This window comes from Rhizobium sp. NPDC092011, assembly GCF_044756305.1.
Classification (GTDB): Bacteria; Pseudomonadota; Alphaproteobacteria; order Rhizobiales; family Rhizobiaceae; genus Rhizobium.
The window spans coordinates 705,998-732,545 of the sequence record NZ_JBIVSO010000002.1 but is presented as its reverse complement, the minus strand read 5'-3'; the positions used below and the strand labels follow the sequence as shown (position 1 = coordinate 732,545).

The following is a 26,548-nucleotide window of genomic DNA, read 5'->3' as shown; positions in this document are numbered from 1 at the left end:
AAGTGATCACCGATGTTCGATACCAAAATCGCGATCGTTTTGCGAAGCGATCTTCAATCCTGGCAGAAGCTGAACGTAACCGCCTTCCTGTCGACGGGCATCGCCGGGCAGCATCCCGATATCATCGGCGAAGCCTATCGCGATCGCACTGGCAACGTCTACAACGCGTTGTCGATCCAGCCGATCATCGTCCTATCGGCCGATCAGGACAAGATCTCCGCCATCCATCGCCGCTCGCTGGAACGCGGCGTGACCTCTTCCGTCTTCATCGAGGAAATGTTTTCCACCGGCCATGACGTCGCCAATCGCGCCGTGTTTTCCGAATTCGCCCCCGAGGACGCCAAAGTCGTCGGCATTGCCCTGCGCGCGGAAAAGAAGATCGTCGACAAGATCACCAAGGGCGCGAGCATGCACGCGTGATCAGACGCGCAAAGAAAACGGCCGGATCGTGAGACCCGGCCGCTTTTGTTGAACAGGCTTAGCCGTTCTGTGTGATCGGTGCGATCTGGATTTCGACGCGGCGGTTTTGGGCGCGGCCAGCCTCGCTCGCATTGGACGCAACCGGCTGCGACGGGCCGAAGCCGATCGCCGACATGCGGCGCTGGTCGATACCCTGACCGCTGAGATAGGAAGCAACGGAACCGGCGCGACGCTCGGACAGATCCTGGTTGTGCTGCAGGCTGCCGGTCGAATCGGTATGGCCGTTGACGTCGATGAGAGTGCGGTTGAACTTGCGTAGAACGATTGCGACGGAATTGAGCGTCGCAAAGAATTCCGGCTTGATCGCGTCCCTGTCGATGTCGAAGGTGATCGCCGACGGCATATTGAGAATGATGCGGTCGCCGACGCGCGTAACCGAGACCCCGGTGCCCTGCAGCTGCGCACGCAGCTCGGACTCCTGCTGGTCCATGTAGTTGCCGATACCCGCACCCGCGAGCGCACCGACGCCGGCACCGATCAGCGCGGCATTGCGGCGCGAAGATGGCGAATGACCGATAAGGAGACCCGCAACCGCACCGACCCCGGCACCGATCGCCGCACCGCCGGCCGTGTTGGACACCTTCTGTTCGCCTGTATAGGGATCAGTCGTGGTGCACGCGTTCAAAAAGGCTGCCCCTAGGGCAAGAATGGCAAATTTCTTGATCATAGAATCGTCGCTCTCCGGTTCGATGGCCGCAGCAGATATGAAACATTGCGGCAAGATGATGAAGAGAAATCTTAACCAGTCCTTTGTTCCCTGTGCATAGCGCATATGCACAACCTTTGCGGAAACCATGGGCCACCGGCACTTTGCAGGGCCGATAACAGCCCCGCTTGCCTTGCTTGCAGCGCCCCTCGATGATCAGGCGGCGTGGAAAAGCTGAAGCACGGTGTTAAAGCTGGCATTGGCGATCGACAGGGACTGCAGCCCGAGTTGCTGCTGCGCCTGCAGCGCCAAGACCCTGCTCGATTGCTGCTCCATGTCCGCGTCCACGAGTTTGCCCACGCCGCTTGTCAGGGAATCGTTCAGATTCTTGGCGAATTCGGTCTGCAGACCAATGCGGGATTCGAGCGAACCGAATGCCGATCCGATCGTATTGAGCTGCTGCAACATCCCGGTCACCGTGTTGACCATGTCCGTAATCGCCCCGCGTGACGTATTCGCATCAAGGGAGATTTCAGCCTGGCCGCCGGTGCTGCCATTCTTGCTGCTGATCAAGACGTAGTTTTTTGCTGAGCCGGCCGCTGTCGAAAAGGCGGTCGACGTCAGCACGCCATACCCGCCCGAACCGCTCGATTGATCGTCAATCAGATATCGGGCATCCGCCGGAACGATGGGGCCGCCGGTCGAGGTCACGCCCTCGTAGTTCAGCATGCCGATCGAGACGCTTCCGTTGGTGTTGCGGATAAAGGACCCTGGAATCTGATGTGGTTTCGTCGGATCCGTACCGTCCTGCAACACTGTCCAGTTGACGCCGTTGAAAGTCGCGGATTCCCCAATGCTGCGCAGTTGCTGCTTGAGCTGGGTAATCTCATCGTTGAGCTTCGTCTTGTCGACACTCGTCTCATACGCACTGACAAGCTTCGTGCGGATCTGCGTCACGACATCGATTGCATTCTCGACACCGGTGGAGGCTGTATTGACCGTAGAGGCAGCAAGGCCAAGCGCATCCTGCACCGACGATATTGCGCCAACGTCGGTACGCGTCAAAGCCGAAATCCTCCAATAGGTGGCGTTATCCTTGACCGTCTGCACCCGCAGCCCGGACGACATCTGCCGCTCCGCATTTGCCAGTTTGGTCTGGGTGTCCCTCAGCACTTCGAGCGCTGTATTCATAGAGGGAGTGACCCTGATGAAGGTCGAAAAAATACTCACGGCACACAAACTCCGGACGCAACAATACGCAACAAATACAAGGAGACATTGGAACCTTGCCGCGGGCACTCATGCACACGGGCCGATCGTGTCGGCGAAGGAGAAGCCCGGCAAAACAACACCTGGGCTCCAGCGGTTACATGCCGCTATGATTAGCAAACACACTTAATAAAACGCTAAGCCAAACGCATAATTTACCATAAACAAGCGAGAAATTTGCCGCGACCTCAACTCAACCGTGCTGGCCTCACTCCGCCGCGCGGAGGTTGGCCAGCTTCGTGCGCAGCGCCGCATCCGACATTTCCTCGTGCAGGCGCTGCTCCTCATGTGTCTGCGGTTTGGCGAAGCGCGCGATGAGAAGGTAGGCGACGGGCGTGATGTAGAGCGTGACCAGGGTTGCAAAACCAAGACCACCGACGATCACCCAGCCGAGCGCGATGCGGGCCTCGGCACCCGCCCCTTCGGCGAAGACGAGAGGCACGCCGCCAAGAATGGTCGCGATCATCGTCATCATGACCGGACGAAGGCGCAGAGCGCACGCCTTTTCGATCGCCTCGCGCACGCCCTCGCCCTTGTCGCGAAGCTGATTGGCAAACTCGACGATCAGGATGCCGTTCTTCGCCATGACGCCGACCAGCAGCACGAGACCGATCTGGCTGTAGATATTCAGGCTCGAACCGGTGATGACGAGCGCAAAGACGGCGCAGGCGAGGCCGAGCGGCACGGTAGACATGATGATCAACGACGACAGCACGCTTTCAAACTGCGCGGCAAGGACCAGAAAGATGATGACAATGGCGAAGCCGAAGGTAAGCGCCATGCCACTGGAGTTTTCCTCCAGCGTGGCGGCTTCGGCAAGCGGCATCAGTCGTGCCCCAGGCGGCAATAGAGGCGTGGCAATCCTGGTCACCTCCTCCACGGCCTGCCCGAGCGACATATCGTTCTTCAGGCCGGCGGTGATGGCGACGGACGCCAGCTGCTGCTCGCGGGTCAGCTGCGGCGCAACGGCATTTTCCTTCAGCGATGCGATGACTGACATCGGGACGATCTTGCCGTCGCCGGTTTTCAGAAAGACGTTTTCGAGATCAGTCGGATCGTCGATCGGCCGCATCGTCGAGGTCAGCAGCACCGGATAGGATTCGCCGGCGACGAAGACGTCGACCACGGAGCGCCCTTCGAGCAGGGATTGAAGCGCCATCGAGAGCCCCGATATCTCGATCCCGAGATCGGACGCCCGCTCCCGATCGATATTGACGGAGACCTGTGCCTGCGTCGGTTCGTTGTTGAGGCGTGGCGTGTCGAACCGACCCGTTGCATCCAGCGCCTGCACCAGTTTCAGGGCCGATTGCGTCAGCGCCTCGTGGTTGCTGCCGATCAGAGCCATCTGCACGCCGCTGCCGGCGCCACGGATGCGAAGGCTGTTTGACTGGATGGCCGTACCGCGCAGAGCCGGCACATCGGCCATGGCACGGTTGATATCGGCAACGATTTGCTGCTGCGTGCGATGGCGCTCGCTCCAGGGCGCCAGAGTCAGCACCATGAAGCCGGTGTTCTTCTGGCTGTTCAGACCGGAGATCGCATAGATGTTGCGGAGATCGCCGCTATCCATCAGTGGCTGCAACCGCTCCTCGACGCGCTGCAGCTGGTCCTTCGTGTAATCGAGGCCCGCGCCTTGCGGCGTCGTAAGACGCAGCATGACCATCGCGCGGTCCTCGGTTGGCGTCAGCTCGCTTTTGACATTCATGAACGCCAGAATGGCGGCGGCTGAGAAAACCGCACAGAAGACGATGACAACAAACGGTGCGTTGAGACAGGTCTTGAGCGTGCGCTGATAGACGCCGGCGAACAGACCGCCGAAATGGCCGAGTACGCCGTGTTCCTCGCGCATCTCCTTGGTCAGCATCCGCGAGGCGAGCATCGGGCAAAGCGTCAACGCCACGATCGACGAGAGGCCCACCGAGAAAGCGAGCACGAAGCCGAACTCACGGAATAGGCCACCCACCTGCCCCGGCAGGAAGGATAGCGGGATGAACACGGCGGCAAGCGTCGCCGTCGTGGCGATGACGGCGAAAAAGACCTCACGCGTGCCGAGCACGGCGGCAGCGCGCGGTCCGATCTTCTCCGCTCTGCGGCGCACGATATTCTCGAGTACGACGATGGCATCGTCGACCACGAGGCCGGTCGCGAGCACGATCGCCAGCAGCGTTAGAATATTGATCGAAAAGCCGACCATATAGAGCGCGGCGAGCGTACCGATGAGCGCCACGGGCATGGTGACGACGGGTATGAGCGTCGCCCGCCAGTCGCGCAGAAAGAGGTAGATGACGATGGTGACGATCAGCGCCGAAAAGACGAGGGCCAGCATCACTTCATGGATCGCTCCCTGAATGAACAGGGCGTCATCACTGGTGACGACGATGCGCGTCCCCTCCGGCAGCGACTTCGAGAGCTGCGCAACGACCGTCTTCACGCCCTCCGAAATATTCAGCGTGTTCGACTGAGCCTGACGGATGATACCGAGGCCGACGCCCTGAACGCCGTTGGATCGAAGCGCCGTTGTGCCGTCCCTCGGCCCGAGCGTAACGGTCGCGACATCGGAGAGCCGCACGCGATCCTTGACGATCAGCCGGGAAAAATCCTCCGGCGTCTGCAGTGCGGCTGTGGCGCGAACCACGATATCCTGGCGGGCGCTCTTCAGCGATCCGGCCGGTACATCGAGCGCGGCGGTCGCAAGCGCCGTCGTCAGGTCACCGATCGTCAGTCCCCGTCCGGCAAGCGCCGCCTGATCGATGTCGATCCGGAAAACCTTCTCCTGATTGCCATATAGCTCAACATCGGCAACGCCTTCGACAGAGGCCAGCCGATCCCTGATTTCCTTGTCGACGAGCTGCGTCAGGTCGTCCATCGTCATGGTACTGGATGTCACGGCGAGACGCATGATCGGCTGCGAATCCGAATCCGCCTTGACGATCTGCGGCGCATCCGCCTGATCCGGCAATTGCTCGGTGATCCGGCCGATGGCATCGCGGACGTCGTTGGCCGCAACCGATAGATCGGTAGCGTCGGAAAACTCCAGCGTCACCCGGCTCTGCCCGAAGGAGGAGCTGGACGACACCGATTTCAGACCGCTGACGCGGGCAACTGCGCCTTCGATGATCTTCGTCAGCTCCTGATCCACCGTCTGCGGCGACGCGCCTTCGAATACGGTTCGCACAGTAACGACCGGACGATCGACGTCGGGCAGTTCACGCACTTCGACACCGAAATAGGCGGCAAGACCTGCGACGACCAGGAGCGTATTGAAAACCAGCGCCAGGATCGGCCGCCGCACGAAAAGGGCCGTGAAGGACTGCTTGCCTGCGCCCGCGCCGCCCTCTGCCATATCATCGCCATGGGTCATCATTGCGTGATGACCTCCGTGGCTGGCGCGACATCGCGGGCAAGGCGAACTCCGCCGCCTTCTGTCACGCGCTGCAAACCCTCGATGACGATGAGATCGCCATCGCGCAGATCGCCCTTGACCAGGACGGCATCCGGATTGCGCTGCACGATACTGACACGCACCTTCGAAGACTTGCCATCGGCAACACGCCAGACATGCGCGCCCTCTCCATCCCATTGCACCGCAAGCGGATCGACCGAAGGATAGGGATTGCCGGCAAAGCGCATGCCGACATTGAACGACATGCCGGCACGCAGCTCATCCGAGGCATTGTCGATGCGCGCACGCACGCGCAGGGTCCGGCTGGCGCCATCGACGCGATTGTCCACCGCCTCGACCGCGCCGGTGAAGACCCGCCCCGGCAGCGCGACCGATGTCGCCTCGACAGGCTGATCGACCTTGACCGTATTGGCAAAGCGCTCAGGCACCCAGTAGTCCACCAGGATCTCGGAGCGATCGTCCAGCATGACAATATTGGTAGCCGTCGTCACATTATCCCCGACGACAACGGGAACGATGCCGACAATCCCGTCGATCGGAGCGACAATATCCCGGCGCTTCAGCGCAAGCTCCGCCGATTGCAACGCCAGCTTTGCTCCCTGCTCCACGATCTCGGCATCGAAGACGTCCATCCGCGACACAGTGGATTTGATGTTGCGATAGAGCTGGAATTTCTCCGACGCGCTCTTGAGCGCCACTTCCGCCTGTCCTCGGGCAATGATCTGTTCGTCATCGTCGAGACGCGCCAACACCTGCCCCTGCTTCACCCTGTCGCCGGATTTGATGAGGATCTCCCGGATCGTGCCCGCTGCCTGCGGCATAACGACGACCGAGCGGATTGCATCGCCGGTGCCGATGGCGCTGAGGCGATCATTGACGATGCCGCCGACCACGGGATGCGTAAGGACCAGCGGCGTATTCTGGCCGCGCCCCGCGCCGCCACTGGCGATCTTGCCGGCCTGACCGCCCTTCGCATCGTCGCGGGGTGTAACCATCGCCACGACGGAAGCCGGGACACCGGCTTTCTGCAGGAGGCTGGCCGCACCCGGCACGAAGGCCACCGCGGCGACAAAACCCGCCACCAGCACGAGAAAGGATAAGGAAAGCTGTTTCCAGGCGGTCATGCACGTCTCCGGCTTGTTGTGTCAGAGGCGATGAAATCGCGTCGTCGGTTTGTGATGGCCTCGTCGCTTCAGGAGCGTGTGCCGAGGCCGGATTCGGGTCGATGGCGATATAACGCACGATTGTGCCCGATTTGCTGCAATATCGTTTTTTTGAGCATATGGGGCAAGATTGACCGCGAATTATGACAAAGTTGTAATCTTGGCGGAGACAACGACGCGTTTTATCCACTGCCTGACAAGCCGTTTATGACGGGAAAATCCACCCCCCCGATCGCTTCATCACCTGTAAATGTGCACTTTTTGTTCTATTTTCAGCCCGTTTCTTTTGCCTTTCGGGGTAGAATCATTACATTGGGCCGCATGACCATCGGACACGACGACATTCCTTTCTTTGACGAGGAGCCGGAACATCTGGCGCCGCGACACCCGGCACCCAGCGCCAGCAGCAATGGCGGCGGCATTGCCGCCCGCGCCATGGCAGCGCGCGACGGCGGTCGCCGGCCGGATTATCTCTCGGGCCTCAATCCGGAGCAGACGGAAGCGGTCGAGACGCTCGACGGCCCAGTGCTGGTGCTTGCCGGCGCCGGCACCGGCAAGACGCGCGTGCTGACGACCCGCATTGCGCATATCCTCTCCACCAACCGCGCTTTCCCCAGCCAGATTCTTGCCGTGACCTTCACCAACAAGGCGGCGCGCGAGATGAAAGAGCGTATCGCGCTGCTGGTCGGCGGCGCGGTCGAAGGCATGCCCTGGCTCGGCACGTTCCACTCGATCGGCGTCAAATTGTTGCGCCGTCATGCCGAGCTGGTCGGCCTCACCTCCAGCTTCACCATTCTCGACACCGATGACGTCATCCGACTGATCAAGCAGTTGATTCAGGCCGAAGGGCTCGACGACAAGCGCTGGCCAGCCAAGCAGTTCGCCGGCATGATCGACACCTGGAAGAACAAGGGCCTCAGCCCCGCCGATATTCCGGAAGGCGACGCCCGCGCCTTTGCCAACGGCAAGGGCCGCGAACTCTATACCGCTTACCAGAACCGTCTGAAGACGCTGAACGCCTGCGACTTCGGCGATCTTCTGCTCCATCCGATCAATATGTTCCGGCGCAACCCGGACATCCTGAAAGATTATCACCAGCGCTTCCGCTATATTCTGGTCGACGAGTATCAGGACACCAACACGGCCCAGTACATGTGGCTTCGCCTGCTGGCGCAGCGGCAGAAGGGCGAGCCGCAGAACGTCTGCTGCGTCGGCGACGATGATCAATCGATCTACGGCTGGCGCGGCGCGGAGGTCGACAATATCCTGCGCTTCGAGAAGGATTTTCCGGGCGCCAAGGTCATCAAGCTCGAGCGCAACTACCGCTCCACCGAACATATTCTCGGCGCAGCCGCCCATCTGATCGCCCACAACGAGGGCCGGCTTGGCAAGACGCTCTTCACCGAACGCTCCGATCCCGACGACATCAAGGTGCAGGTGCACGCCTCCTGGGATTCCGAGGAGGAAGCGCGCGCCATCGGCGAAGAGATCGAGCAGCTTCAGCGCAACAAGCACAATCTCAATGACATGGCGATCCTCGTGCGCGCGTCTTTCCAGATGCGCGAATTCGAAGATCGTTTCGTCACGCTCGGCCTGAACTATCGGGTCGTCGGCGGCCCACGCTTCTATGAGCGCCTCGAAATCCGCGACGCCATGGCCTATTTCCGCCTCGTCTGCCAACCGGCCGACGATCTTGCCTTCGAGCGCATCGTCAACACGCCGAAGCGCGGTCTCGGCGACACCACCGTGCGTGCGCTGCATGACTACGCCCGCGTTCGCAATATCCCGATGCTGGCGGCAGCGGCCGATATCATCGAGACGGATGAAATGAAGCCGAAGGCGCGCAAGGCACTGTTCGACGTCGTGCAATCCTTCCGCCGCTGGCAGGGCCTGCTTGAAAACACGCCGCATATCGAGCTTGCCGAGCAGATCCTCGAAGAGTCCGGCTATACGGACATGTGGAAGAACGACAAATCGGCGGAAGCGCCGGGACGCCTGGAAAACCTCAAGGAACTCATCCGCTCCATGGATAGTTTCGAATCCATGCGCGGCTTCCTCGAGCACGTCGCCCTCGTCATGGATGCCGAACAGAACGAAAATCTCGACGCTGTCTCGATCATGACGCTGCACTCGGCCAAAGGCCTGGAATTCGAGACCGTTTTCCTGCCCGGCTGGGAGGAAGGCCTGTTTCCGCACCAGCGCTCGCTCGACGAAAGCGGCCGCGCCGGCCTCGAAGAAGAGCGCCGCCTCGCCTATGTCGGGATCACCCGCGCCAAGCGCCGCTGCCACATCTGGTTCGTTTCCAACCGCCGCATCCACGGCCTGTGGCAATCCACCATCCCTTCCCGCTTCCTCGACGAACTGCCGGAAACGCATGTTCAGGTCGCTGAAGTCGAGCAGTCCTATGGCGGCTATGGCCGCGGCGGCTACGGCCAGTCACGTTTCGACAAGGCGGAACCCTTCGCCAACTCCTATTCCACCCCTGGCTGGAAGCGCGCCCAGGCAAACCGCAACGATGCGACCCGCGACAACTGGGGCAGCCGCTCCGGCCACGCCGTCGAGCGCATTGGCTACGGCGAAAGCGGCCCGAAGGTCCGCACCATCGATGGCGAGCTGGTGGCCAAATCCACCTCCTCCGAACCCTCGAAATTCATGGTCGGCGACCGCGTCTTCCACATCAAGTTCGGCAACGGCAACGTTTCCGAGATAGAAGGCAACAAGCTGACGATCGAATTCGACCGCGCCGGGCAGAAACGCGTGCTGGACGGATTTGTGGAGAGGGTGTGATCTGATTAAGCCGGCCCGCTGGTTTGGGACCAGAGGGTGAGCATCAATGCAATGGCAACATCAAGCTAACCGAGAAGACAAATCCTATTTGGCCGGACTTATACTACGAGCTCTGGTTAAGCCTGTCGCGCATCAGCCACCTAGTCATCTCGCCCCTTGAGCCACAGCCCAAACTCCTTCACCACGGCCACCACCTTCTCCAGGCGGCTCCCATCTTCCGTCAGCGAATACTCGACTTTCACCGGAACAGTCGGATAGACCGTCCGCCTGATCAGGCCCGCCTCCTCCAGCGCACGCAAATCAAGCGTCAGCATTCGCTGAGAAATGCCAGGCATCAGCCGCCGCAACTCGTTGAAGCGCTGTGGCCCATCGACAAGATAGGACACGATCAGCAGCCGCCAGCGGCCTCCCAGCAGATGCATCGCCTCCTCAACGGAGCATCCGGTCACAGTCTTTTTCATGGTGCATACCTCATGGTTGAGGCGGTATAATTTTTGTACCTAGATGTCAAACTTTTCCGTTCTTACTATTCCATACCAAGGAGACTACATGGTTCAGCGGCGGCCATTCCACGCGAAGGCTGCACTGGAAAACACCATGGAGCCCACTCGTGAAACTGTATTACCTGCCCGCTAGCTGCTCGCTCTCTCCCCATATCGTCATCAACGAACTCGCCCTCGACGTCGAACTGATCAGGGTAGATCACACCGCGCACAAGACCGAAGCGGGATTGGATTTCCATGACATCAACCCGCACGGTTATGTCCCCCTACTCGAACTCGATAACGGTGATCGCCTGCGGGAAGGACCCGCCATCGTTCAATATCTGGCGGACTTGAAGCCTGAGTCCGGACTGGCGGCGCCTGCCGGCACCATGGAGCGATACAAGCTGCAGGAAATGCTCAACTTCCTCTCAACCGAAATCCATAAGGGCTTCATTCCGCTTCTTTATGCTCGATTGGCGGGAAGCTATGTCGAGACGGCAAGGCCGAAGCTCGAGAAGCGCTATCAATGGATCGATGCACACCTCGCCGATCGCCCCTTCCTGATGGGGGATCACTTCACGGTTGCCGATGCCTATCTGTTCGCCCTGACGGGATGGGGCCAGGCCGCCTGGCTCAAGTCCTACTACAAGGCCGCCATCCATTTCGACGAGTTGGACAATCTAAAAGCCTGGTATGCCCGCATGAGGCAGCGCAATGCCGTGCGGAAGGCGATCGAAGAAGAGGGCTTGGCCTTCTGATCGGCCTCTCTGCGCCGGTCCACGGCGAGGTATTCCCATCTCGCGGGAGATCCGCACCCCTGAGTGACGTCGCCTCAGATCTCAAAGCTTTGCAACTCGGTCGCAGAGCGCGCATATCGCGCTGGTGGAAGTCCCGCGAAACGCGTGAATGCAACGCTGAAGGCGCTTGCCGAACCATAACCGACGCGCTCAGCGATGGTGGCGATGTCACCATCGCCGCGCCGCAGAAACCTCTTCGCCAAGGCCATGCGCCAGGAAAGCACATATTCCATAGGCGCAACACCCATGGCACGACCGAAGCGTTCGAAGAAAGCCGAGCGTGAGAGACCAGCTTCCTTTGCCAGCAGCGCGATCGTCCAGGCATCGGCCGGGCTTTCATGGATCCGGCGGATGGCGGCGGCAAGCCTCTCATCGGAAAGCCCGCGCAGCAGACCGGGCGATGCCTCCGGCCCACCCGTCGATCGAAGAGCCTCGATCAGCATCACCTCCAGCAGGCGTGCAAGAACGACGGCACGCGCCGGACGCTGTTCGCGCGCCTCTTCGGCGACGAGCTGAACGATGAGCGAGAGCCTCCTTTCACCGCTGACATGGATGAGCGTTGGGAGCAGCGAAATCAAAAGCGCGGCATCTTCGGAGCCGAAGGTAAAATGTCCAATCAGCAATCGGGCATTAGGGGCTGCATTCGGATCACCATGCCTTACCTCGCCCTCCCACATGGTGACGGCCAGAGGGTCGGCACCAGCCTCCTGAGGATCGCGATTGGACATCACGAAGCCGAACACGGAGGGAATGAGGACGAAATCGCCTTCCATGAGGTCAATCGGCCGATGCCCGTCGATCGCAAGGCGGGCAGAGCCGTCCATGACGACGCAGTAAAATGGTCTACCCGTCGCAGGACGGCGGACGCTCCATGCTCCGCCGCCACTCACCACCTTGGATAGCAGGGCGCCGGGTTGCAGCAAGGTAACCACTTCGGCAAGCGGATCAATCACAATCAGGACTCCTGCTAAACGAATATGGACTTTCGATCATACAAAGTCCGGCCATCGCGGTCTAGTGTGGCGACTGCAACGCTTATCAAGGAGCCGACATGAAAACCGTTCTGATTACTGGCTGCTCATCCGGATTCGGACTGGAAACCGCCAAATACTTCCTCGATCGCAACTGGAACGTCGTCGCAACGATGCGCACGCCAAAAGAGGAGATACTCCCCCGCTCAGAACATTTGCGCGTTCTGCCGCTCGATATCACCAATGCCAAAAGCATCAGCAATCTCATCAACGCCGCCGGGCCGATCGACGTGCTTGTCAACAATGCGGGAATCGGTTGGCTCAATGCGCTGGAAGGCACATCAATGGAGCTGGCGCGCGATATTTTCGAAACGAACACCATCGGCACGATGGCCATGACGCAGGCCGTGCTGCCGCAGTTTCGGCAACGTGAGCAAGGCGTCATCGTCAACATCACATCCAGTGTGACGTTGAAACCGCTCCATCTTCTCTCGGTCTATACCGCCAGCAAGGCGGCGGTGAATGCATTCGCCGAGGTGCTAGCGCTCGAACTGGAACCATTCAACATCCGCGTGAGAACCGTATTGCCGGGGCGCGCTCCCGACACACGTTTCGGTGAAACCGCACAATCGCGCATCAAGGATGCCGGCGGCTTCCCCGATGCATATGCGGAACTGGTGCAAGGCGTGTTCGCAAGTTGGGCACAGCAACCCTCGGCCGGAATCACCCGGTCGGCCGACGTCGCGGAAGCCGTCTGGCGCGCCGCTACGGATCCATCCTGCTCACCCCACCTGGCAGCTGGGGCCGACGCGCTCGCGCTATCAGCGCAAAGCTAGACCTTCAAGGCGAGCCATAATGCCGTCAATCATTTGTCCAGGATGCTGAGTCGCGGATATCCGCGCCTCAGCGCAAAGCACGCTCATATCGATTGTCCAAAATCAGCAGGAAGCTCGGCGGCAGGCTGTCAGGAAAGCCAAGATCCTCGCTGGACCAAGTGTTGGGACGACAAGCGAGAGTTTTGCCGGGCAGAAAAAGTGATCCCTCCGCCACAATCCGGCCTCGGGAAGGCCGGTATCCCGCTCCCTACATTGCTGCCCTGCAAAATCCGCATCACTAGCATGCTACCAATATCAGCCTAATCGATTATATCGACCTTAGTGGCTTCGGGGTTCCGTATCTCCCGTGGCACCTCGGCAAGCCGCTGCCAGCTCGTATTTCGACCCATTCCGGCTCGAACATCGCTGTCTGACGAAAACAAGAACCGAGGATAAAAAAGTGGCTGGACCAGTAACAAGCTCTGCGCCCACCAGCGCCAGTGCATCCGCACATCAAGGCCAGGGCAATTATCAATTCGCGCTTATCGCACTCACCTCACTCTTTTTCATGTGGGGCTTCATTACCTGCCTGAACGACATTCTGGTGCCGCACCTGAAGAGCGTGTTTCAGCTCAACTACACCCAAGCGATGCTCATTCAGCTCTGCTTTTTCGGCGCATACTTCATCGTATCGCTGCCGGCTGGCGCGCTCGTAAAGCGCATCACCTACAAATGGGGCATCGTCGTCGGCCTCGCCATCGCGGCAGTCGGCTGCGCGCTGTTCATTCCAGCCGCCAGCTACCGCGTCTACGCGCTCTTCCTGGGCGCACTCTTCGTGCTTGCCACCGGCATCACGATCCTGCAGGTCGCCGCCAATCCCTATGTCACCGTCCTGGGACCTCCCGATACCGCTGCCAGCCGTCTTAACCTGACGCAGGCCTTCAACTCGCTCGGCACAACGATCGCTCCCTATTTCGGCGCAATATTGATCCTCTCGGCAGCGACGGTAGCCGCAGCCAACGCAACGCCGGAGCAGATTGACGCCATGCGGCTTGCCGAAGCGGGCGCCGTGAAATTCCCGTATCTGCTGCTTGCTGTCGCGTTTCTGGTACTCGCTGCCGTCTTTGCGGCGTTGAAACTGCCGCAAGTCGAAGATGAGGAAACCGTCGAACCGATGCGCGGCGGCGGCTCGGCCTGGCAGTATCGCCATCTGGTGCTCGGTGCAGTCGGCATCTTCCTCTATGTGGGTGCCGAAGTCAGCGTCGGCAGCTTCCTTGTCAATTTCCTCAGCCAGCCCGATATCGCCCATCTCTCCGAAGCCGACGCGGCGCACTACGTTTCCTATTTCTGGGGCGGCGCGATGATCGGACGCTTCGTCGGATCTGTGATCATGCGCCAGATCGACGATGGCAAGGCGCTTGCTTTCAACGCTGCTATCGTCATCATCCTGCTGGTGGTAACCGTACTCACCACGGGCCATGTCGCCATGTGGTCGGTGCTGGCAATCGGCCTCTTCAACTCCATCATGTTCCCGACGATCTTCAGTCTGGCGCTACATGGGCTCGGCAAATATACGAGCCAGGGATCCGGTATTCTTTGCCTCGCCATTGTCGGTGGCGCCGTTCTGCCCGTTATCCAGGGCGGCCTTGCCGATACCATTGGCATCCACCTCGCCTTCCTGATGCCGATCATCTGCTACGTCTATATCGCCTTCTACGGGCTGAAGGGCCACAAGCCTGCGTAAGGCTTTGCCAACCATTGTGCCTCGCCGCGTCTTCGGCGGGGCGCATGGGGCTTGATCCGAACCGCGCCGCTTGGCATCGTGCAGTGCAACAAGACGGAAGGACAGGCCCCATGAAAGCACTGCTGCTCATCGACATCCAGAACGGCTTCTGCCCGGGTGGCAACCTGCCCGTCCCGGAAGGAGATCAGGTGGTACAGGTTGCCAACAAGCTGATCGACAGCGGCAAATATGATCTCATCGTCGCATCACAGGACTGGCATCCGGCCGGCCACGGCAGCTTCGCATCGGCCCATCCCGGCAAAAAACCTTTCGAAATGGGCACGCTCTCCGGCAAGCCACAGATGATGTGGCCCGACCACTGCGTCCAGAATACCGAAGACGCTCGCTTCCATCCGGCACTCCACGTCGATGCCGTCGACTTTATCCAGCAGAAGGGTCAGAATCCGGCGGTCGACAGCTATTCGGCCTTCCGCGACAACGATCAGGCTGCACTTACGGGCCTGGCCGCCTATCTACGCGGCAAGGGCGTGACCGCGCTCGACCTTTGCGGACTTGCAACCGACTACTGCGTTAAATTCTCCGCAATCGACGCGGTCGAGATGCTTTCCGGCGTTACAGTCCGCTTCATCGAGGACGCAAGCCGCGGGATCGATCCCGCCGGCGTCAAGGCTGCGATCGAAGAGATGCGGACGCGCGGCGTCGCCACGATCGACAGCAGGGACGCGCTTGCCTAAAATCAGGCAGGCGGAGCTAAACCTTCTCTAAGGAAACTAATGCAGACTGGCCCCGATCAATGACATACCGGGGCGTTCGAGTGCAATCGATTACCATCAACGGGCGATTTCTCAGCCAGCCATTATCCGGCGTACAACGCTTTGCACGCGAATTGACGCTGGCGCTTGACCGCAAGATCGCCGCAGGTGCGGTACCGTCTACGTTGAAGGGTGCAAGATGGCGCTTGGCGGTGCCGCGCCATACGCGCGTCGACATCGGTCTTTCCGCCATAGAAGTCGATTCTTTCGGCTCAGGCCCCGGTCATATTTGGGAACAGACATCTCTGCTTTCGCGATCGCGCGGCAGCCGGCTGATCGGCTTCGGCGGCAGCGGTCCTCTCCTGCATCGCCGCCAAATGGTGGTCATCCATGACGCGACCATCTTCCGGCACCCGCAATCCTTCAAACGCAGCTACCGCATGCTGCATGGCGCCCTCGGCACGGTGCTCACCCGCACCGCCAAGATCGGCACGGTCTCGGAGTTTTCGCGCGACGAACTTGCCTCCGTTTTCCGGGTCCCCGCAAGCGGCATCGATGTGGTCTACAATGCCGTCGATCACTTCGCCGCCATTCAACCCGATGAGGCCATCATCCAGCGGCTCGGATTACAGACCAACGGCTTCTTCCTTCTCGTCGGTACGATGAAGCCGAACAAGAATCTCGATTTCGCCATTCGCGCCTTCGAAACCCTTGGCGATGAAAACCAGAAACTCGTGGTTGTCGGCGGCACAGCTCCGACCGTGTTCGAGGCCGACGGGCCGCAGTCCAGTGACAGGCAGCTCTTTCCCGGTCGCCTCACGGATGCAGAGATCGCCGCGCTGGAACGACATGCCACGGCCTTCGTCTTTCCCAGCCTCTATGAAGGCTTCGGCATTCCGCCGCTCGAAGCCATGACGCAGGGTTGCCCGGTGCTGGCCGCCGATATCCCCGCTGTCCGCGAAGCCTCGGGCGATGCTGCGCTCTACTTCGATCCCACCAGGCAGGACGAGCTTGTCGCCGCCATGCAGAGGATTGCCGCAGACGGCGCTTTGCGTGAGGATCTGCGCCGACGCGGCCACGAGAATGTCGCGCGCTTCTCCTGGAACAGCAGTGCGGAGCGTGTGCTATCCATGCTGGAGGCCCTCTGACGGATCTAACTTCGGGCTTGCGGCCGGAACATCGTGACGAAATAGCTGTGAAGGCCGAGCACGCAGAACACAGCGCCACCGACAACGCCAATCGTCACCGATATCCAAAGTGAATACTCAAAGCCGGCCGTTGCAAGTACCGGCACGGCGAGACCGATGGCGGAGAAAATGACCGGCCGCCAGATGAAGCTGAAGGGCAGCAAAGTGAGCACCTTCACCCCGATCGCCATTGCCACCAGCGCACCGATCATACCGCCGAACATGAGCGCCGCATCGTCGAACGAGCCGAAATAGCCGCCAAGCAGCGTCCCGACATTCAGCAGGACGCAATCGACCAAAGCCAACAGGAAAATCATCAGCAATCGGCGCTGAAGGTGCGCAGGCGTCGGCGACATGTTCAATGTCAGGGCGCGGCACACCGAAAGACCGACGACAAAAGGCGCGCCTGCAAGAAATCCGTCGCGCAAGCCAGCCGAAATAACCAGATGCGCCACGGGCTGCAACAGGGCGAAAATGCCGGCCGCGGTCATCAATGTAAGGCCGGTCAGCAGCGAATAGTAATCTCCAAGCTGTTTCCTGAACGCAGGAGTTATACCATCGCGATCATGGGAGGCGACCACATCCGGATATTGAATGGCCTGCAGTGCCGAAACGATCAGCACGAACGGCCGCTGCAGCAGATCGAGCGCCAGCAATGCGCCTGCAGCCCCGCCCGCCCCTAACGCCGCCGTCAGGATCGACTTCAAGCCCAACGGCGCAAGCATACCGAGCACCGAGGCGCTGGCCGCAACGCTGCCATAAACAAAATGCTTGCGGATCAGCGCTGGCTCGAGACGCGCCGCTTCGCGCAGACTGTCGCGGGTCAGAAATATGGCCCACGAGCCGTAGGCAACATAGCCGGCGAGCAACCCTATGATCGTGCAGGTGAAGTTTGGAGTAACCATTGCTCCGGCGAGCGTACCGACGGCAAGAATGGTGGCGCGGGATCCCTGCAGTCGGGAAAAGGCGCGAAACTCCTGGCGAAAGCGCAGCATGGTGAGATGAAGATCGCTTCCGCCCTGCAAAACCGCAACAAGAGCGCCAAGCATCGCAATCTCGCGGGGAACCGAAAAGAAGATCGACGCGGATGCAGCGACCAGGCAGATCATCGCGCATACGGCAAACTCGACGGTCAGCGCCTTTCGCTCCAGTGCTTCGCTCCCGGGCGTCGAACCCGGATAGAAGCGGCTGCAGGCATGGCGGATCCATTCGAAGCAGAAGATCGCCGCAAACTGGCTGATGGTGATGAAAAGCGAGTAGGCCGCGTAATCCGCCGGCGCAAGCAAATGCGCTATTGCGATCAGCAGCCCGAATGCCACGGCCGCCTGATAGAAATATGCCGCCAATGCCACGATCTTTGCCATGCGGTCAGCTAACAGCAAAAGATTGAGAAAAGCGCTAATCCCGGGAAAGCCTTAGGAACCGAATACTAAGGGCCGCGCGCAAGCAGGTGGATGGCAGGCATATGTGCCAAGACGCGCCGGCCACGCCAGATGGCATTTCATTCCTCGAAAATCTGCTCGATCGGCGGAGCCTGGAGCAACGGCGCCAGAGAGACGATCATCTTCCACATCATGCCTTCAACCGCATCGTGATGGATGAGCCAGGGCAATCAGGAAGCACGCACTCGCCGCGTCAAACTCATCGCTCGACGACGACAGGCTTGTGGTTTGCATCAACGGCAACCATCACGAAATGTCCCGTCGCCGTGATATGTCGCTCTCCGCTGAGAAGGTTCTCGGAGTAGAGGACCGTCTGCACTTTCATTGAGGTCCGCCCGATTTCGATGACCTCGGCGCAAACCTCGACAATCTCGCCAACGACGATAGGGCGGGAAAAGTCGATGCGCTCCGAAGACGCCAGTACCGTCAACCTCCCGGAAAGTCTCGATGCGGCAATGAAGGCAGCCTTCGTCATGTAGGCCACCGCTTCGCCGCCAAACATTTTTCCGGCGCTATTGGCCTGATCGGGAAATACAATATCCACCATCGCCGCGCCTTCGCTTCGGGGCGGCTCGGCTTGCGATTTAAGTGGTGGCAATATCCAGTCAGACGCGCTTTGCTCCTCGGGGATCGCAACCATGTGAAAGACGCCGCGTGTGCAAACATGCCGCTCCCGGCCGGCGATGGCCTCCGCAACCATTTCCACCTCGATCGTCAGGGAACGACGCCCGGCCCTGACGGGAAGCGCTGTAAATTCGACGATATGACCGATGCGAGCCGGTTGTCTGAAATCAACCCGTTCGCAAGAGGCGGTCACGAAAGGCGCGCGGCCGTATCTTGTGGCGGAGATGAAGGCGACGCGATCCATCAACGCAAGGCCTGCGCCTCCGAAAAAGGTGCCATGGTGGTTGGTATCGCCTGGAAAGACGATGTCGATCAGTGTTGTGGGAGACTGCGTGTGAACCCCGGAAGGCGTATTTGACATAAGAGCACTACCATCTCGATTGGAAGGCAGGGCAATGGAATGACGCATCGGCGCCGGGCATAGACATGCCGGTCGCAAAGCGGCACACCGGGACACCCCGCCCGTGGACGTTATCTGTAGCGGCAGGTCTCCTGGCTCACGGTTCATCACCGCCGTCCGTCTTCCCAAGGAGGCTCCCTCAGTGACATCTTGGACGACGGCTCGCCGCTTACAGTTGCGGGGGCAGCTCCGGCATTGTGACCGGATTCCCTCTTAGCTCCGGACCAAAGGTCCGCAGAACCGTTACAACGCAGCAATGTCCGATGTTCGAGAGCCGGTCAAGGCGTGGCAGGGGCCACCGCCTCATTTCCGTCTCGCCTCTTCACCCAGCCAGGCGATAACCGTCTCCAGGGCCGCCGATTTCCGGTAGCGTGGCCAGACCATGTAAAAATCGGAGGGACCGCTTAGCGATCCCTCGACGATCTGTATCAGGCGCCCTTCAGCCAAGTCTCGGGCAACGAAATCCCGGTTGGCAAGCACGATGCCCTGCCCGGCAATGGCAGCTTCGATGGCGTGTGAGGTCTGGTTGAAACTGATCCCCTTGTAGGGTGCCTGCGCCGCGCCTCCGAAATGCCTGTCGATGAATTCCGGCCAGGAATTATGGGCATCATGCAGAAGCACGTAACCTGCAAGCTCCTCCGAGGTAGTCGGCGGCTTTCGCTCAAGCAGCAGCACCAGGCTGCAAACCGCAATGATTTCCTGCTCGAATAGCAACTCCGTCGCCAGTCCTGGACCGAAGGGTGGTCTGCCATAGCGCACGGCAAGGTCCACCCCATCGGCCTGAAAGCCAGACATGCGCTCCGTCGCGAGAATATGGAGGTCGAGATCCGGATGACGCGCCGTAAAATCCGGCAGGCGTGGGATCAGCCATTTCGATGCGAATGTCGGCGTGGTGCTGATCGTAAGCCTGACGGGCTGTGGCTTAAGATCGCCAGTCGCCTGAGCGATGATTTCAAAGGCACGCCTGATATCGGCGAAATAGCCACGCCCCTCGCCCGTCAAGACAAGACTTCGCGGCATCCGCTCGAACAACTTGACTCCGAGCTCCGCCTCCAGCCCGCGCACCTGCTGGGCCACAGCGCCTTGCGTAACACCGAGTTCCTCGGCGGCAAGCCTGAAGCTATGATGCCGCGCAGATACCTCGAACGCCTTGAGACCATTCAGAGAAGGAAGTTTACCGACTGAGCCATCCATGCGATAGTTTTTCTACTGACAAATAAGAGCGTAACTGCTTCGCCCACGCGCAGGAAAGATGATATTTCATCGGTAAATTTGAGGCAAGAAACTCTATCCGAACGAGATGAAAGAGGAACCGAAAATGTCGATAGAAAAAGTGGCTGTTATCACAGCGGGCGGCAGCGGCATGGGTGCGGAGAGCGCCAGACGCCTTGCTGCCGATGGTTTCAAGGTAGCCATTCTGTCCTCCTCCGGAAAAGGTGAAGCGCTGGCACAAGAGCTTGGCGGCATCGGCATCACGGGCTCGAACCAGTCGAATGACGACCTCAAGCGACTGGTCGACACGACCATGGAGAAATGGGGACGGATCGACGTGCTCGTCAACAGCGCCGGCCACGGCCCCCGCGCTCAGATCCTTGAGATCACCGACGAGCAATGGCACACCGGCCTAGACGTCTATCTAATGAACGTCATCCGTCCGACGCGCCTCGTCGCCCCCATCATGCAGAAGCAGAAGTCCGGCGCGATCGTCAACATCTCCACCGCCTGGGCGTTCGAACCCTCGCCAATGTTCCCGACCTCGGCAGTCTTCCGCGCGGGACTTGCTTCCTACACCAAGATTTTCGCCGACACCTATGCCGCAGACAATGTGCGGATGAACAACGTCCTGCCCGGCTGGATCGATAGCCTCCCGGCAACCGAGGAGCGCCGCGAGACCGTGCCGATGCAGCGTTACGGCACCAGCGCCGAAATCGCCGCCACCGTCGCCTTCCTCGCCTCGGATGGCGCCGGCTACATCACCGGCCAGAACCTCAAGGTCGACGGCGGCTTGACCCGCTCGGTGTAACCTCGACACGAGACGACATCATATCGCATTCGCTCTCCCGGGCCTCGCCTCGGAGAGCGATTTCATTTGGGGTATGCTTTGGGAAGCGAGGCTATATCCAAGGCAGCTACGCGAGGTTTCCAGTTACCAGTCTCGCACCTGCAATATCATCCTCCCGACAGGACAGGCAGCGGATTGGACAACATCCCCACGCCCACCACATCACGCGCCTTGAATTGCCTTTTTGCACTGCACACGTTAGAACGGCCCGCCGAATTCTAGGGACGGAAACGGGCGGTGTGAGGCGGCACTGCCTTGGGAGGAGTGCCATTATGGATGTCATCAGCACGATAGCCACCTTGCGTGAACGGCTCGGCGAACATCGCAAAGCCGGTCGCAGCATCGGCCTGGTGCCGACCATGGGCTACCTTCATGCCGGCCATATGGAGCTGGTTTCCCGCGCCAAAGCCGAGAACGATATCGTCGTCACCTCGATCTTCGTCAATCCACTGCAATTCGGCGCCAATGAGGATCTGGCGAAATATCCGCGCGATCTTGAGCGCGACAGCGCCATGCTGCGCGAGGCAGGTGTCGATTTCCTCTTCGCACCCGAAGTGGCTGATATGTATCCGCGCCCCATGGAAACTGTAGTCGACGTGCCGAAGCTTGGCACGGAACTCGAAGGCGCGGTCCGCCCTGGACATTTTGCCGGTGTCGCAACCGTTGTCACCAAGCTTTTCAATATCGTCCAGCCTGATAGCGCTTATTTCGGCGAAAAGGATTATCAGCAGGTGGCGATCATCCGTCGCATGGTCGAGGATCTGGCCCAGCCGGTTCGTGTCGTTCCCGTACCGACCGTTCGCGATACGGATGGCCTGGCCCTGTCCTCGCGCAACACCTATCTCTCGAAGGAAGAGCGTGCCGCCGCCGTCATCGTACCGAAGGCGCTTGCGGAAGCCGAAAGGCTCTACGCACTTGGGGCTGACGAACCCTTGGCTCTCGAGGACACCCTGCGCGCCTTCATCGAGACAGAGCCGCTTGCGACTGCCGAAGTGGTCGCCGTCCGTCATCCGGACACGCTGGAGCCGCTGACGACACTTCAAGGCAGTCCCGTCCTCATCGCGCTTTTCGTACGAATAGGCACCACCCGCCTGCTCGACAATCGTGTCATCGGCCGCAAATCGTCCGCCAATGAAAGGGCCGCCTGAAATGAGCACCGTCGGACGCACCAAGCGCACCACGCCTGCCGCCATCGAAGCGATGAAAGGCACGCACCCCATCGTCAGCCTGACAGCCTATACGACGCCGATTGCTCGCCTTCTCGATCCCCATTGCGACCTGCTGCTGGTCGGCGATTCCCTTGGCATGGTGCTCTACGGCATGGAGACGACCGTCGGCGTTACCATGGAAATGATGATTGCGCACGGCCAGGCGGTCATGCGCGGCGCAAAGCACGCCTGCGTCATCGTCGACCTGCCATTCGGCTCCTATCAGGAGTCGAAGGAACAAGCCTTTCGCAACGCCGCGCGCATCCTGAAGGAAACGGGCTGCGATGGCGTGAAACTCGAGGGCGGCGAGGAAATGGCGGAAACCGTCTCCTTCCTCACCTCTCGCGGTGTCCCGGTCTTCGGCCATGTCGGGCTGATGCCGCAGCAGGTCAACACGACCGGTGGCTATCGTTCTCTCGGACGCTCGGATGAGGAGGCGGATAAGATTCGCCGCGATGCCAGGGCGATCTCCGAGGCTGGCGCTTTCGCAATGGTGATCGAAGGCACGATAGAACCGCTCGCCCGCGAAATCACCGCCGCTGTCGCCACTCCCACGATCGGCATCGGCGCTTCCGCAGCCTGTGACGGGCAGATCCTCGTCTCCGACGACATGCTCGGCCTCTTCAACGACTTCAAGCCGCGCTTCGTCAAGCATTTCGCCAAGCTGGCACCCTTGGTCTCCAAAGCAGCTGAAACTTATGCCGAAGAGGTAAAGGCACGCACCTTCCCGGCGATGGAACACACGTTCCAGCCGAAGAAATGAGGCTCCATCAACTCTTGGCGGGCTCCTTCTCCAACAGATAGATCGCCTCGCCGAAGTCCTCCATCTTGCTCATAAACGCTGCATGGGCGTCGCGCAGGCCCTGATTGTAATAGTATGGGCCGATCTCGGTCGTAAGGAACTCAAGCAGGAACTCGGCCGGCAATGTGCCAAGCGTCTGATCGAGCTCCTCAGAGAAATAGCGTTGAAGACGCGCGACGATCGCCGCCTTCTCTTCCTTCGTGAAGGTGATCTTCTTCATGCTAAGCATCTCCCATTTTGCAAGCAGACCCAGGGAACTGCTTCAAGAAAATCAATTAATCCATCAAGTAAATTCAATTGCTGCTTCCACGCGCACGGCTTACAGCTCCCGCCATTGAACAGCGCCCGGGGGCAGATGCGCAAGGGGCGAGGACGCTACACCTCACAACCAATCTGCGGTCCGGACTGCAAATGCGGCCTCCGGACGAAATAGCCGGGTTTTCCACAAAGGATAAAGCGGACCATGAGTCGCGCGGATTTTCTCGAAGGCTTGAAGGGCGGCATTCCCGTCGGTCTCGCTGCGGCGCCCTTCGGCGCCTTGTTTGGTGCGCTGGCGCGCGATCAAGGCATGTCGCTCGGTGAATTGACCCTGATGAGCGGCACCGTCTATGCCGGTGCCAGCCAGATGGTCGGCCTCGACCTCTTCGGGCATAACGTTCAGGCGTGGCTCATCGTGCTGTCGATCCTGGCCGTGAACTTCCGACATGTGCTCTATTCGGCTGCGATCGCGCGCTACATCAGGCACTTCTCCGTAGTGGAAAAGTTCTTCACCTTCTTTCTGCTGGTCGATCCGCAATTCGCCGAAACGATCAAGCGCCATGAGAGCGGCAAATCCGTCACCTTCGCCTGGTATATGGGCTTTGCGGCGATGGTCTATATTCCCTGGGTCGTGATCAGCCTCATCGGCGGCCTGCTCGGGAGCCTGATCGGTGATCCCAGAGCCATCGGTCTCGATATCCTGCTGCCGATCTATTTCCTCGGCATCGTCCTCGGCTTTCGCAAGCGGGATAATTTCCTGCCCGTCGTGGCCGCCAGCGCCGTGGCATCGGCCATCGCGTATCGCTATGTCGGCTCGCCCTGGCATGTCAGCATCGGCGCACTGGCCGGCGTGGCTCTCGCCGCGATGTTGCCGCCGGTAAAGGCTAACCGCAAGCCTGATATAGCCCACGAAAGCCACGAGGTCTGACCATGCTCGATTTCAATTCGCATATGGTCCTGCTGATCGCGGCTGCGGCCGTCGTGACCTTCCTGACGCGCATCGGCGGTTACATTCTGATCGTCAAGATGACGCGCATTCCCCCGCGCGTCGAAGCCGCCTTGAACGCCGTTCCTGCGGCTGTCCTGACGACCCTCGTCGCACCCGCCTTCTTCATCGGCGGCTGGGACACGAAGGTCGCCATGCTCGCAGCCCTTCTTGTCGGCCTGCGCTTCCCCTCGACCTATATGCTGGTCGCGAGTTGGGTCATCGTGATGGCGTGGCGCCACTCCATCGGCGCCTGAGATGCTAAACGCCCCATCCCGCTTTGTGTTGGGATGGGGCTCATGCTTTTTAATGCTTCAGTTCGAGCGTCGCATTTTCCAGCCATGCTCGAATGTCGTGATCATGGATCAGCGGCATCAACGCTTCACGTGTTCTGGCGTGATACTCGTTCAGCCAATGCAATTCGTCATGCGTCAGCAATTCGACGAGAACCAAGCTGCGGTCGATCGGGCAGAAAGTCAGCGTCTCGAAACCGAGCATCTGCATGTCGCCGCCTTCGATCTCCTCCGGATCGCGGATGTAGATCAGGTTTTCGATGCGGATGCCGAAGTGACCTGGGCGATAGTAGCCGGGCTCGTTGGACAGGATCATGCCGGGCAGCAGCTCCTGCACGGCAAGCCGCGCGATGCGCTGCGGCCCTTCGTGCACGGAAAGATAGGAACCGACGCCATGGCCCGTGCCATGGCCATAATCGACGCCGGCCTTCCAAAGCGCGATGCGCGCCAGCGGATCGAGGTCGCAGCCGCGTGTGCCCTTGGGGAACCGCGCCATGCTGATGGCGATCATCCCCTTCAGCACCAGCGTGAAGAAGCGCTTCTGCTCCTCGGGAACCGCACCGATACCGACCGTGCGGGTGATATCGGTGGTGCCGTTGATGTATTGCGCGCCCGAATCGATCAGGAACAATTCGCCCGCCTTAATCAGCCGGTCGCTCGCCGTCGTCACACGGTAATGGATGACGGCACCATGCTCGCCGGCGCCGGAAATCGTATCGAAGGAGATGTCCTTCAGCGGGTTCTGCATGCTCTCGCCAACGCGGGCGCGGCAAGCTTCCAAGCGCTCGGCCGCGGCAATCTCCGTAACCGTTCCCGGCTTGCTCGTCTCGAGCCAATAGAGGAATTCGACCATGGCGGCGCCGTCCTGCAGATGGGCAGCAGCAGAGCCGTTGATTTCGGCGGCATTCTTGCAGGCGCGCGGTAGTTTGGCAGGATCGCTGCCTTCGACGATCTCGCCACCCTCGCGGCGGATGACCTCCGTGAGAGCATACGGCGCCAGATCCGGATCGACGAGAATGCGTCCGCCATTGACCGCAGCCGCAGCGAGGCGCTTGGTGAGTTCGGCAGGCGGCAGCTGCTTGCAGATCTGCGCAAGATAAGCTTCGGCCTCGACCTTGGTCTTGCGCTTGTCGAGAAAAAGTTCCGCTGCGCCTTCGGCATGGATGATGGCACGCGCCAGCGGATGCGGCGTGTGCGGAACGTCGCTGCCGCGAATATTGAAAATCCACGCGACCGAAGACGGATCGGTGATCAAGACTGCCTTGAGGTTCTTTTCCTTGAGATCGGCCGCGATGGTCGCAAGCTTGTCCTTGGCAAGGACACCGGCCTGTCCGATATCCTGAATGATGACGCCGCCGAGCGGCTCTGCGGGACGATCCGACCAGAGTTTGTCGAGTGGATTATGCGGGAGAATCACCAGCTTGCCGTCGATCTCGGCCAGCGCTTTTTCCAAGCGCCTGACTTCGGCACCCGTATGTAGCCAGGGATCTACTCCCAGGCGGAAGCCCTTCTTTGCATGGCGCGGTAGCCAGACATGCGGCGGTTCGTTCACGAGGTCGCCGCCCGTAAAGACGCTTCCATCCACCTGCTCGGCAAGCTGGGTGACATATCGGCCGTCCACGAAAACCACAGCCTGGGTGTGTGTCACAAGCGCAACACCCGCCGAGCCAGTGAAGCCGGTCAGCCATGCCAGGCGTTCGGAACATTGGGGCACATACTCGCCCTGATACTCGTCGGCACGCGGCACGAGGAAGCCGTCAATGCCGAGATCACCGAAGGCGGCGCGCAGGCCAGCAACTCGCTCGCGGCCGAATTGCGGGGTGGAAGTGACGTCGAAAGACTGAAACATGGCTTGATCCGAAACTGATGGAGAATCCGTGAAACTGAATGGTGCCAGTATGTTAGAGCATCAAAGCGCGAAGCGCGACGTGATTTTCCAAGCTCTGCGAAAACTATACACGCGGCGGCTATACAG

The 26,548-nt window shown here is 60.2% G+C and carries 23 protein-coding genes and 1 riboswitch; of the genes, 12 read left to right on the top strand and 11 right to left on the bottom strand.

The window, feature by feature from the left end:
* Positions 1-12: 12 nt before the first annotated feature.
* Positions 13-420, top strand: coding sequence for a DUF2000 family protein (locus tag ACIQJ2_RS11940; protein WP_199145906.1), 408 nt, complete (start codon positions 13-15; stop codon positions 418-420).
* 58 nt (positions 421-478) lie between these two features.
* Here ACIQJ2_RS11940 and ACIQJ2_RS11935 read toward each other — a convergent pair whose 3' ends face one another.
* The 4 genes from ACIQJ2_RS11935 to ACIQJ2_RS11920 all read right to left on the bottom strand — a co-directional run bounded on the left by ACIQJ2_RS11935 (position 479) and on the right by ACIQJ2_RS11920 (position 6,922).
* Positions 479-1,147, bottom strand: coding sequence for an OmpA family protein (locus ACIQJ2_RS11935; RefSeq protein WP_199145907.1), 669 nt, complete (start codon positions 1,145-1,147; stop codon positions 479-481).
* Between the two features lie 195 nt (positions 1,148-1,342).
* Positions 1,343-2,317 (bottom strand): flagellin, encoded by a 975-nt coding sequence (locus ACIQJ2_RS11930; protein WP_199145930.1) that lies wholly within the window; start codon positions 2,315-2,317, stop codon positions 1,343-1,345.
* A 286-nt stretch (positions 2,318-2,603) separates the two neighbouring features.
* Positions 2,604-5,759, bottom strand: a complete 3,156-nt coding sequence (locus tag ACIQJ2_RS11925) for an efflux RND transporter permease subunit (RefSeq protein ID WP_400668781.1) — start codon at positions 5,757-5,759, stop codon at positions 2,604-2,606.
* A complete protein-coding gene (locus ACIQJ2_RS11920; RefSeq protein ID WP_400668780.1) occupies positions 5,756-6,922 on the bottom strand; it encodes an efflux RND transporter periplasmic adaptor subunit in 1,167 nt (388 codons plus the stop codon). The genes ACIQJ2_RS11925 and ACIQJ2_RS11920 overlap by 4 nt, the downstream gene beginning before the upstream one ends.
* 360 nt (positions 6,923-7,282) lie before the next feature.
* Between ACIQJ2_RS11920 and ACIQJ2_RS11915 the strand changes: the two genes are divergently transcribed.
* Positions 7,283-9,748 (top strand): ATP-dependent helicase, encoded by a 2,466-nt coding sequence (locus tag ACIQJ2_RS11915; protein ID WP_400668778.1) that lies wholly within the window; start codon positions 7,283-7,285, stop codon positions 9,746-9,748.
* A gap of 140 nt (positions 9,749-9,888) precedes the next feature.
* Here the strand turns inward: ACIQJ2_RS11915 and ACIQJ2_RS11910 are convergent, their stop codons facing one another.
* Positions 9,889-10,209 carry a winged helix-turn-helix transcriptional regulator gene (locus ACIQJ2_RS11910; protein WP_400668777.1) on the bottom strand — a complete coding sequence of 107 codons (321 nt, stop codon included), beginning with the start codon at positions 10,207-10,209 and terminating at the stop codon, positions 9,889-9,891.
* Positions 10,210-10,358: 149 nt separating this feature from the next.
* Here ACIQJ2_RS11910 and gstA point away from each other — a divergent pair, with 149 nt between their 5' ends.
* Positions 10,359-10,991: a glutathione transferase GstA gene (gstA, locus tag ACIQJ2_RS11905; RefSeq protein ID WP_400668776.1), complete on the top strand. Its 633-nt coding sequence runs from the start codon at positions 10,359-10,361 to the stop codon at positions 10,989-10,991.
* A gap of 74 nt (positions 10,992-11,065) precedes the next feature.
* On the opposite strand, the gene ACIQJ2_RS11900 is transcribed toward gstA, so the two are convergent.
* Positions 11,066-11,983: an AraC family transcriptional regulator gene (locus ACIQJ2_RS11900; protein WP_400668775.1), complete on the bottom strand. Its 918-nt coding sequence runs from the start codon at positions 11,981-11,983 to the stop codon at positions 11,066-11,068.
* Positions 11,984-12,081: 98 nt separating this feature from the next.
* Here ACIQJ2_RS11900 and ACIQJ2_RS11895 point away from each other — a divergent pair, with 98 nt between their 5' ends.
* The 4 genes from ACIQJ2_RS11895 to ACIQJ2_RS11880 all read left to right on the top strand — a co-directional run bounded on the left by ACIQJ2_RS11895 (position 12,082) and on the right by ACIQJ2_RS11880 (position 16,460).
* Positions 12,082-12,837 (top strand): SDR family oxidoreductase, encoded by a 756-nt coding sequence (locus ACIQJ2_RS11895; protein ID WP_400668774.1) that lies wholly within the window; start codon positions 12,082-12,084, stop codon positions 12,835-12,837.
* Positions 12,838-13,276: 439 nt separating this feature from the next.
* The gene (locus ACIQJ2_RS11890; protein WP_199145922.1) at positions 13,277-14,560 is read left to right on the top strand and encodes a sugar MFS transporter; all 1,284 of its coding nucleotides are present in this window, start codon (positions 13,277-13,279) and stop codon (positions 14,558-14,560) included.
* A gap of 110 nt (positions 14,561-14,670) precedes the next feature.
* Positions 14,671-15,294: a bifunctional nicotinamidase/pyrazinamidase gene (gene pncA / locus ACIQJ2_RS11885; protein ID WP_400668772.1), complete on the top strand. Its 624-nt coding sequence runs from the start codon at positions 14,671-14,673 to the stop codon at positions 15,292-15,294.
* Between the two features lie 80 nt (positions 15,295-15,374).
* A complete protein-coding gene (locus tag ACIQJ2_RS11880; protein ID WP_400668771.1) occupies positions 15,375-16,460 on the top strand; it encodes a glycosyltransferase family 4 protein in 1,086 nt (361 codons plus the stop codon).
* A gap of 5 nt (positions 16,461-16,465) precedes the next feature.
* Here the strand turns inward: ACIQJ2_RS11880 and ACIQJ2_RS11875 are convergent, their stop codons facing one another.
* The 3 genes from ACIQJ2_RS11875 to ACIQJ2_RS11865 all read right to left on the bottom strand — a co-directional run bounded on the left by ACIQJ2_RS11875 (position 16,466) and on the right by ACIQJ2_RS11865 (position 20,159).
* Complete coding sequence (locus ACIQJ2_RS11875) at positions 16,466-17,863, bottom strand: hypothetical protein (protein ID WP_400668768.1); 1,398 nt, start codon at positions 17,861-17,863, stop codon at positions 16,466-16,468.
* Positions 17,864-18,140: 277 nt separating this feature from the next.
* Positions 18,141-18,926: an acyl-CoA thioesterase gene (locus ACIQJ2_RS11870; RefSeq protein WP_400668766.1), complete on the bottom strand. Its 786-nt coding sequence runs from the start codon at positions 18,924-18,926 to the stop codon at positions 18,141-18,143.
* 103 nt (positions 18,927-19,029) lie between these two features.
* A riboswitch (cobalamin riboswitch) is annotated at positions 19,030-19,225 on the bottom strand.
* A gap of 43 nt (positions 19,226-19,268) precedes the next feature.
* Positions 19,269-20,159 (bottom strand): LysR substrate-binding domain-containing protein, encoded by an 891-nt coding sequence (locus tag ACIQJ2_RS11865; protein WP_400668763.1) that lies wholly within the window; start codon positions 20,157-20,159, stop codon positions 19,269-19,271.
* 124 nt (positions 20,160-20,283) lie between these two features.
* On the opposite strand from ACIQJ2_RS11865, the gene ACIQJ2_RS11860 reads away from it, so the two are divergent.
* The 3 genes from ACIQJ2_RS11860 (at position 20,284) to panB (ending at position 22,998) form a co-directional block, all read left to right on the top strand.
* A complete protein-coding gene (locus ACIQJ2_RS11860; RefSeq protein WP_400668760.1) occupies positions 20,284-20,988 on the top strand; it encodes an SDR family oxidoreductase in 705 nt (234 codons plus the stop codon).
* Positions 20,989-21,299: 311 nt separating this feature from the next.
* Complete coding sequence (panC, locus tag ACIQJ2_RS11855; RefSeq protein ID WP_400668758.1) at positions 21,300-22,175, top strand: pantoate--beta-alanine ligase; 876 nt, start codon at positions 21,300-21,302, stop codon at positions 22,173-22,175.
* Between the two features lies 1 nt (position 22,176).
* Positions 22,177-22,998 (top strand): 3-methyl-2-oxobutanoate hydroxymethyltransferase, encoded by an 822-nt coding sequence (panB, locus tag ACIQJ2_RS11850; RefSeq protein WP_400668755.1) that lies wholly within the window; start codon positions 22,177-22,179, stop codon positions 22,996-22,998.
* Positions 22,999-23,005: 7 nt separating this feature from the next.
* Here the strand turns inward: panB and ACIQJ2_RS11845 are convergent, their stop codons facing one another.
* Entirely contained in the window at positions 23,006-23,257 is a 252-nt protein-coding gene (locus ACIQJ2_RS11845; RefSeq protein WP_199151127.1) for a DUF2164 domain-containing protein, read from the bottom strand.
* 243 nt (positions 23,258-23,500) lie between these two features.
* Between ACIQJ2_RS11845 and ACIQJ2_RS11840 the strand changes: the two genes are divergently transcribed.
* Both ACIQJ2_RS11840 and ACIQJ2_RS11835 read left to right on the top strand, forming a co-directional pair.
* Positions 23,501-24,223, top strand: coding sequence for an AzlC family ABC transporter permease (locus tag ACIQJ2_RS11840; RefSeq protein ID WP_199151126.1), 723 nt, complete (start codon positions 23,501-23,503; stop codon positions 24,221-24,223).
* A 2-nt stretch (positions 24,224-24,225) separates the two neighbouring features.
* The gene (locus ACIQJ2_RS11835) at positions 24,226-24,537 is read left to right on the top strand and encodes an AzlD family protein (protein ID WP_199151125.1); all 312 of its coding nucleotides are present in this window, start codon (positions 24,226-24,228) and stop codon (positions 24,535-24,537) included.
* Positions 24,538-24,586: 49 nt separating this feature from the next.
* On the opposite strand, the gene ACIQJ2_RS11830 is transcribed toward ACIQJ2_RS11835, so the two are convergent.
* Positions 24,587-26,422 (bottom strand): aminopeptidase P family protein, encoded by a 1,836-nt coding sequence (locus tag ACIQJ2_RS11830; RefSeq protein WP_400668751.1) that lies wholly within the window; start codon positions 26,420-26,422, stop codon positions 24,587-24,589.
* Positions 26,423-26,548 lie beyond the last annotated feature (126 nt).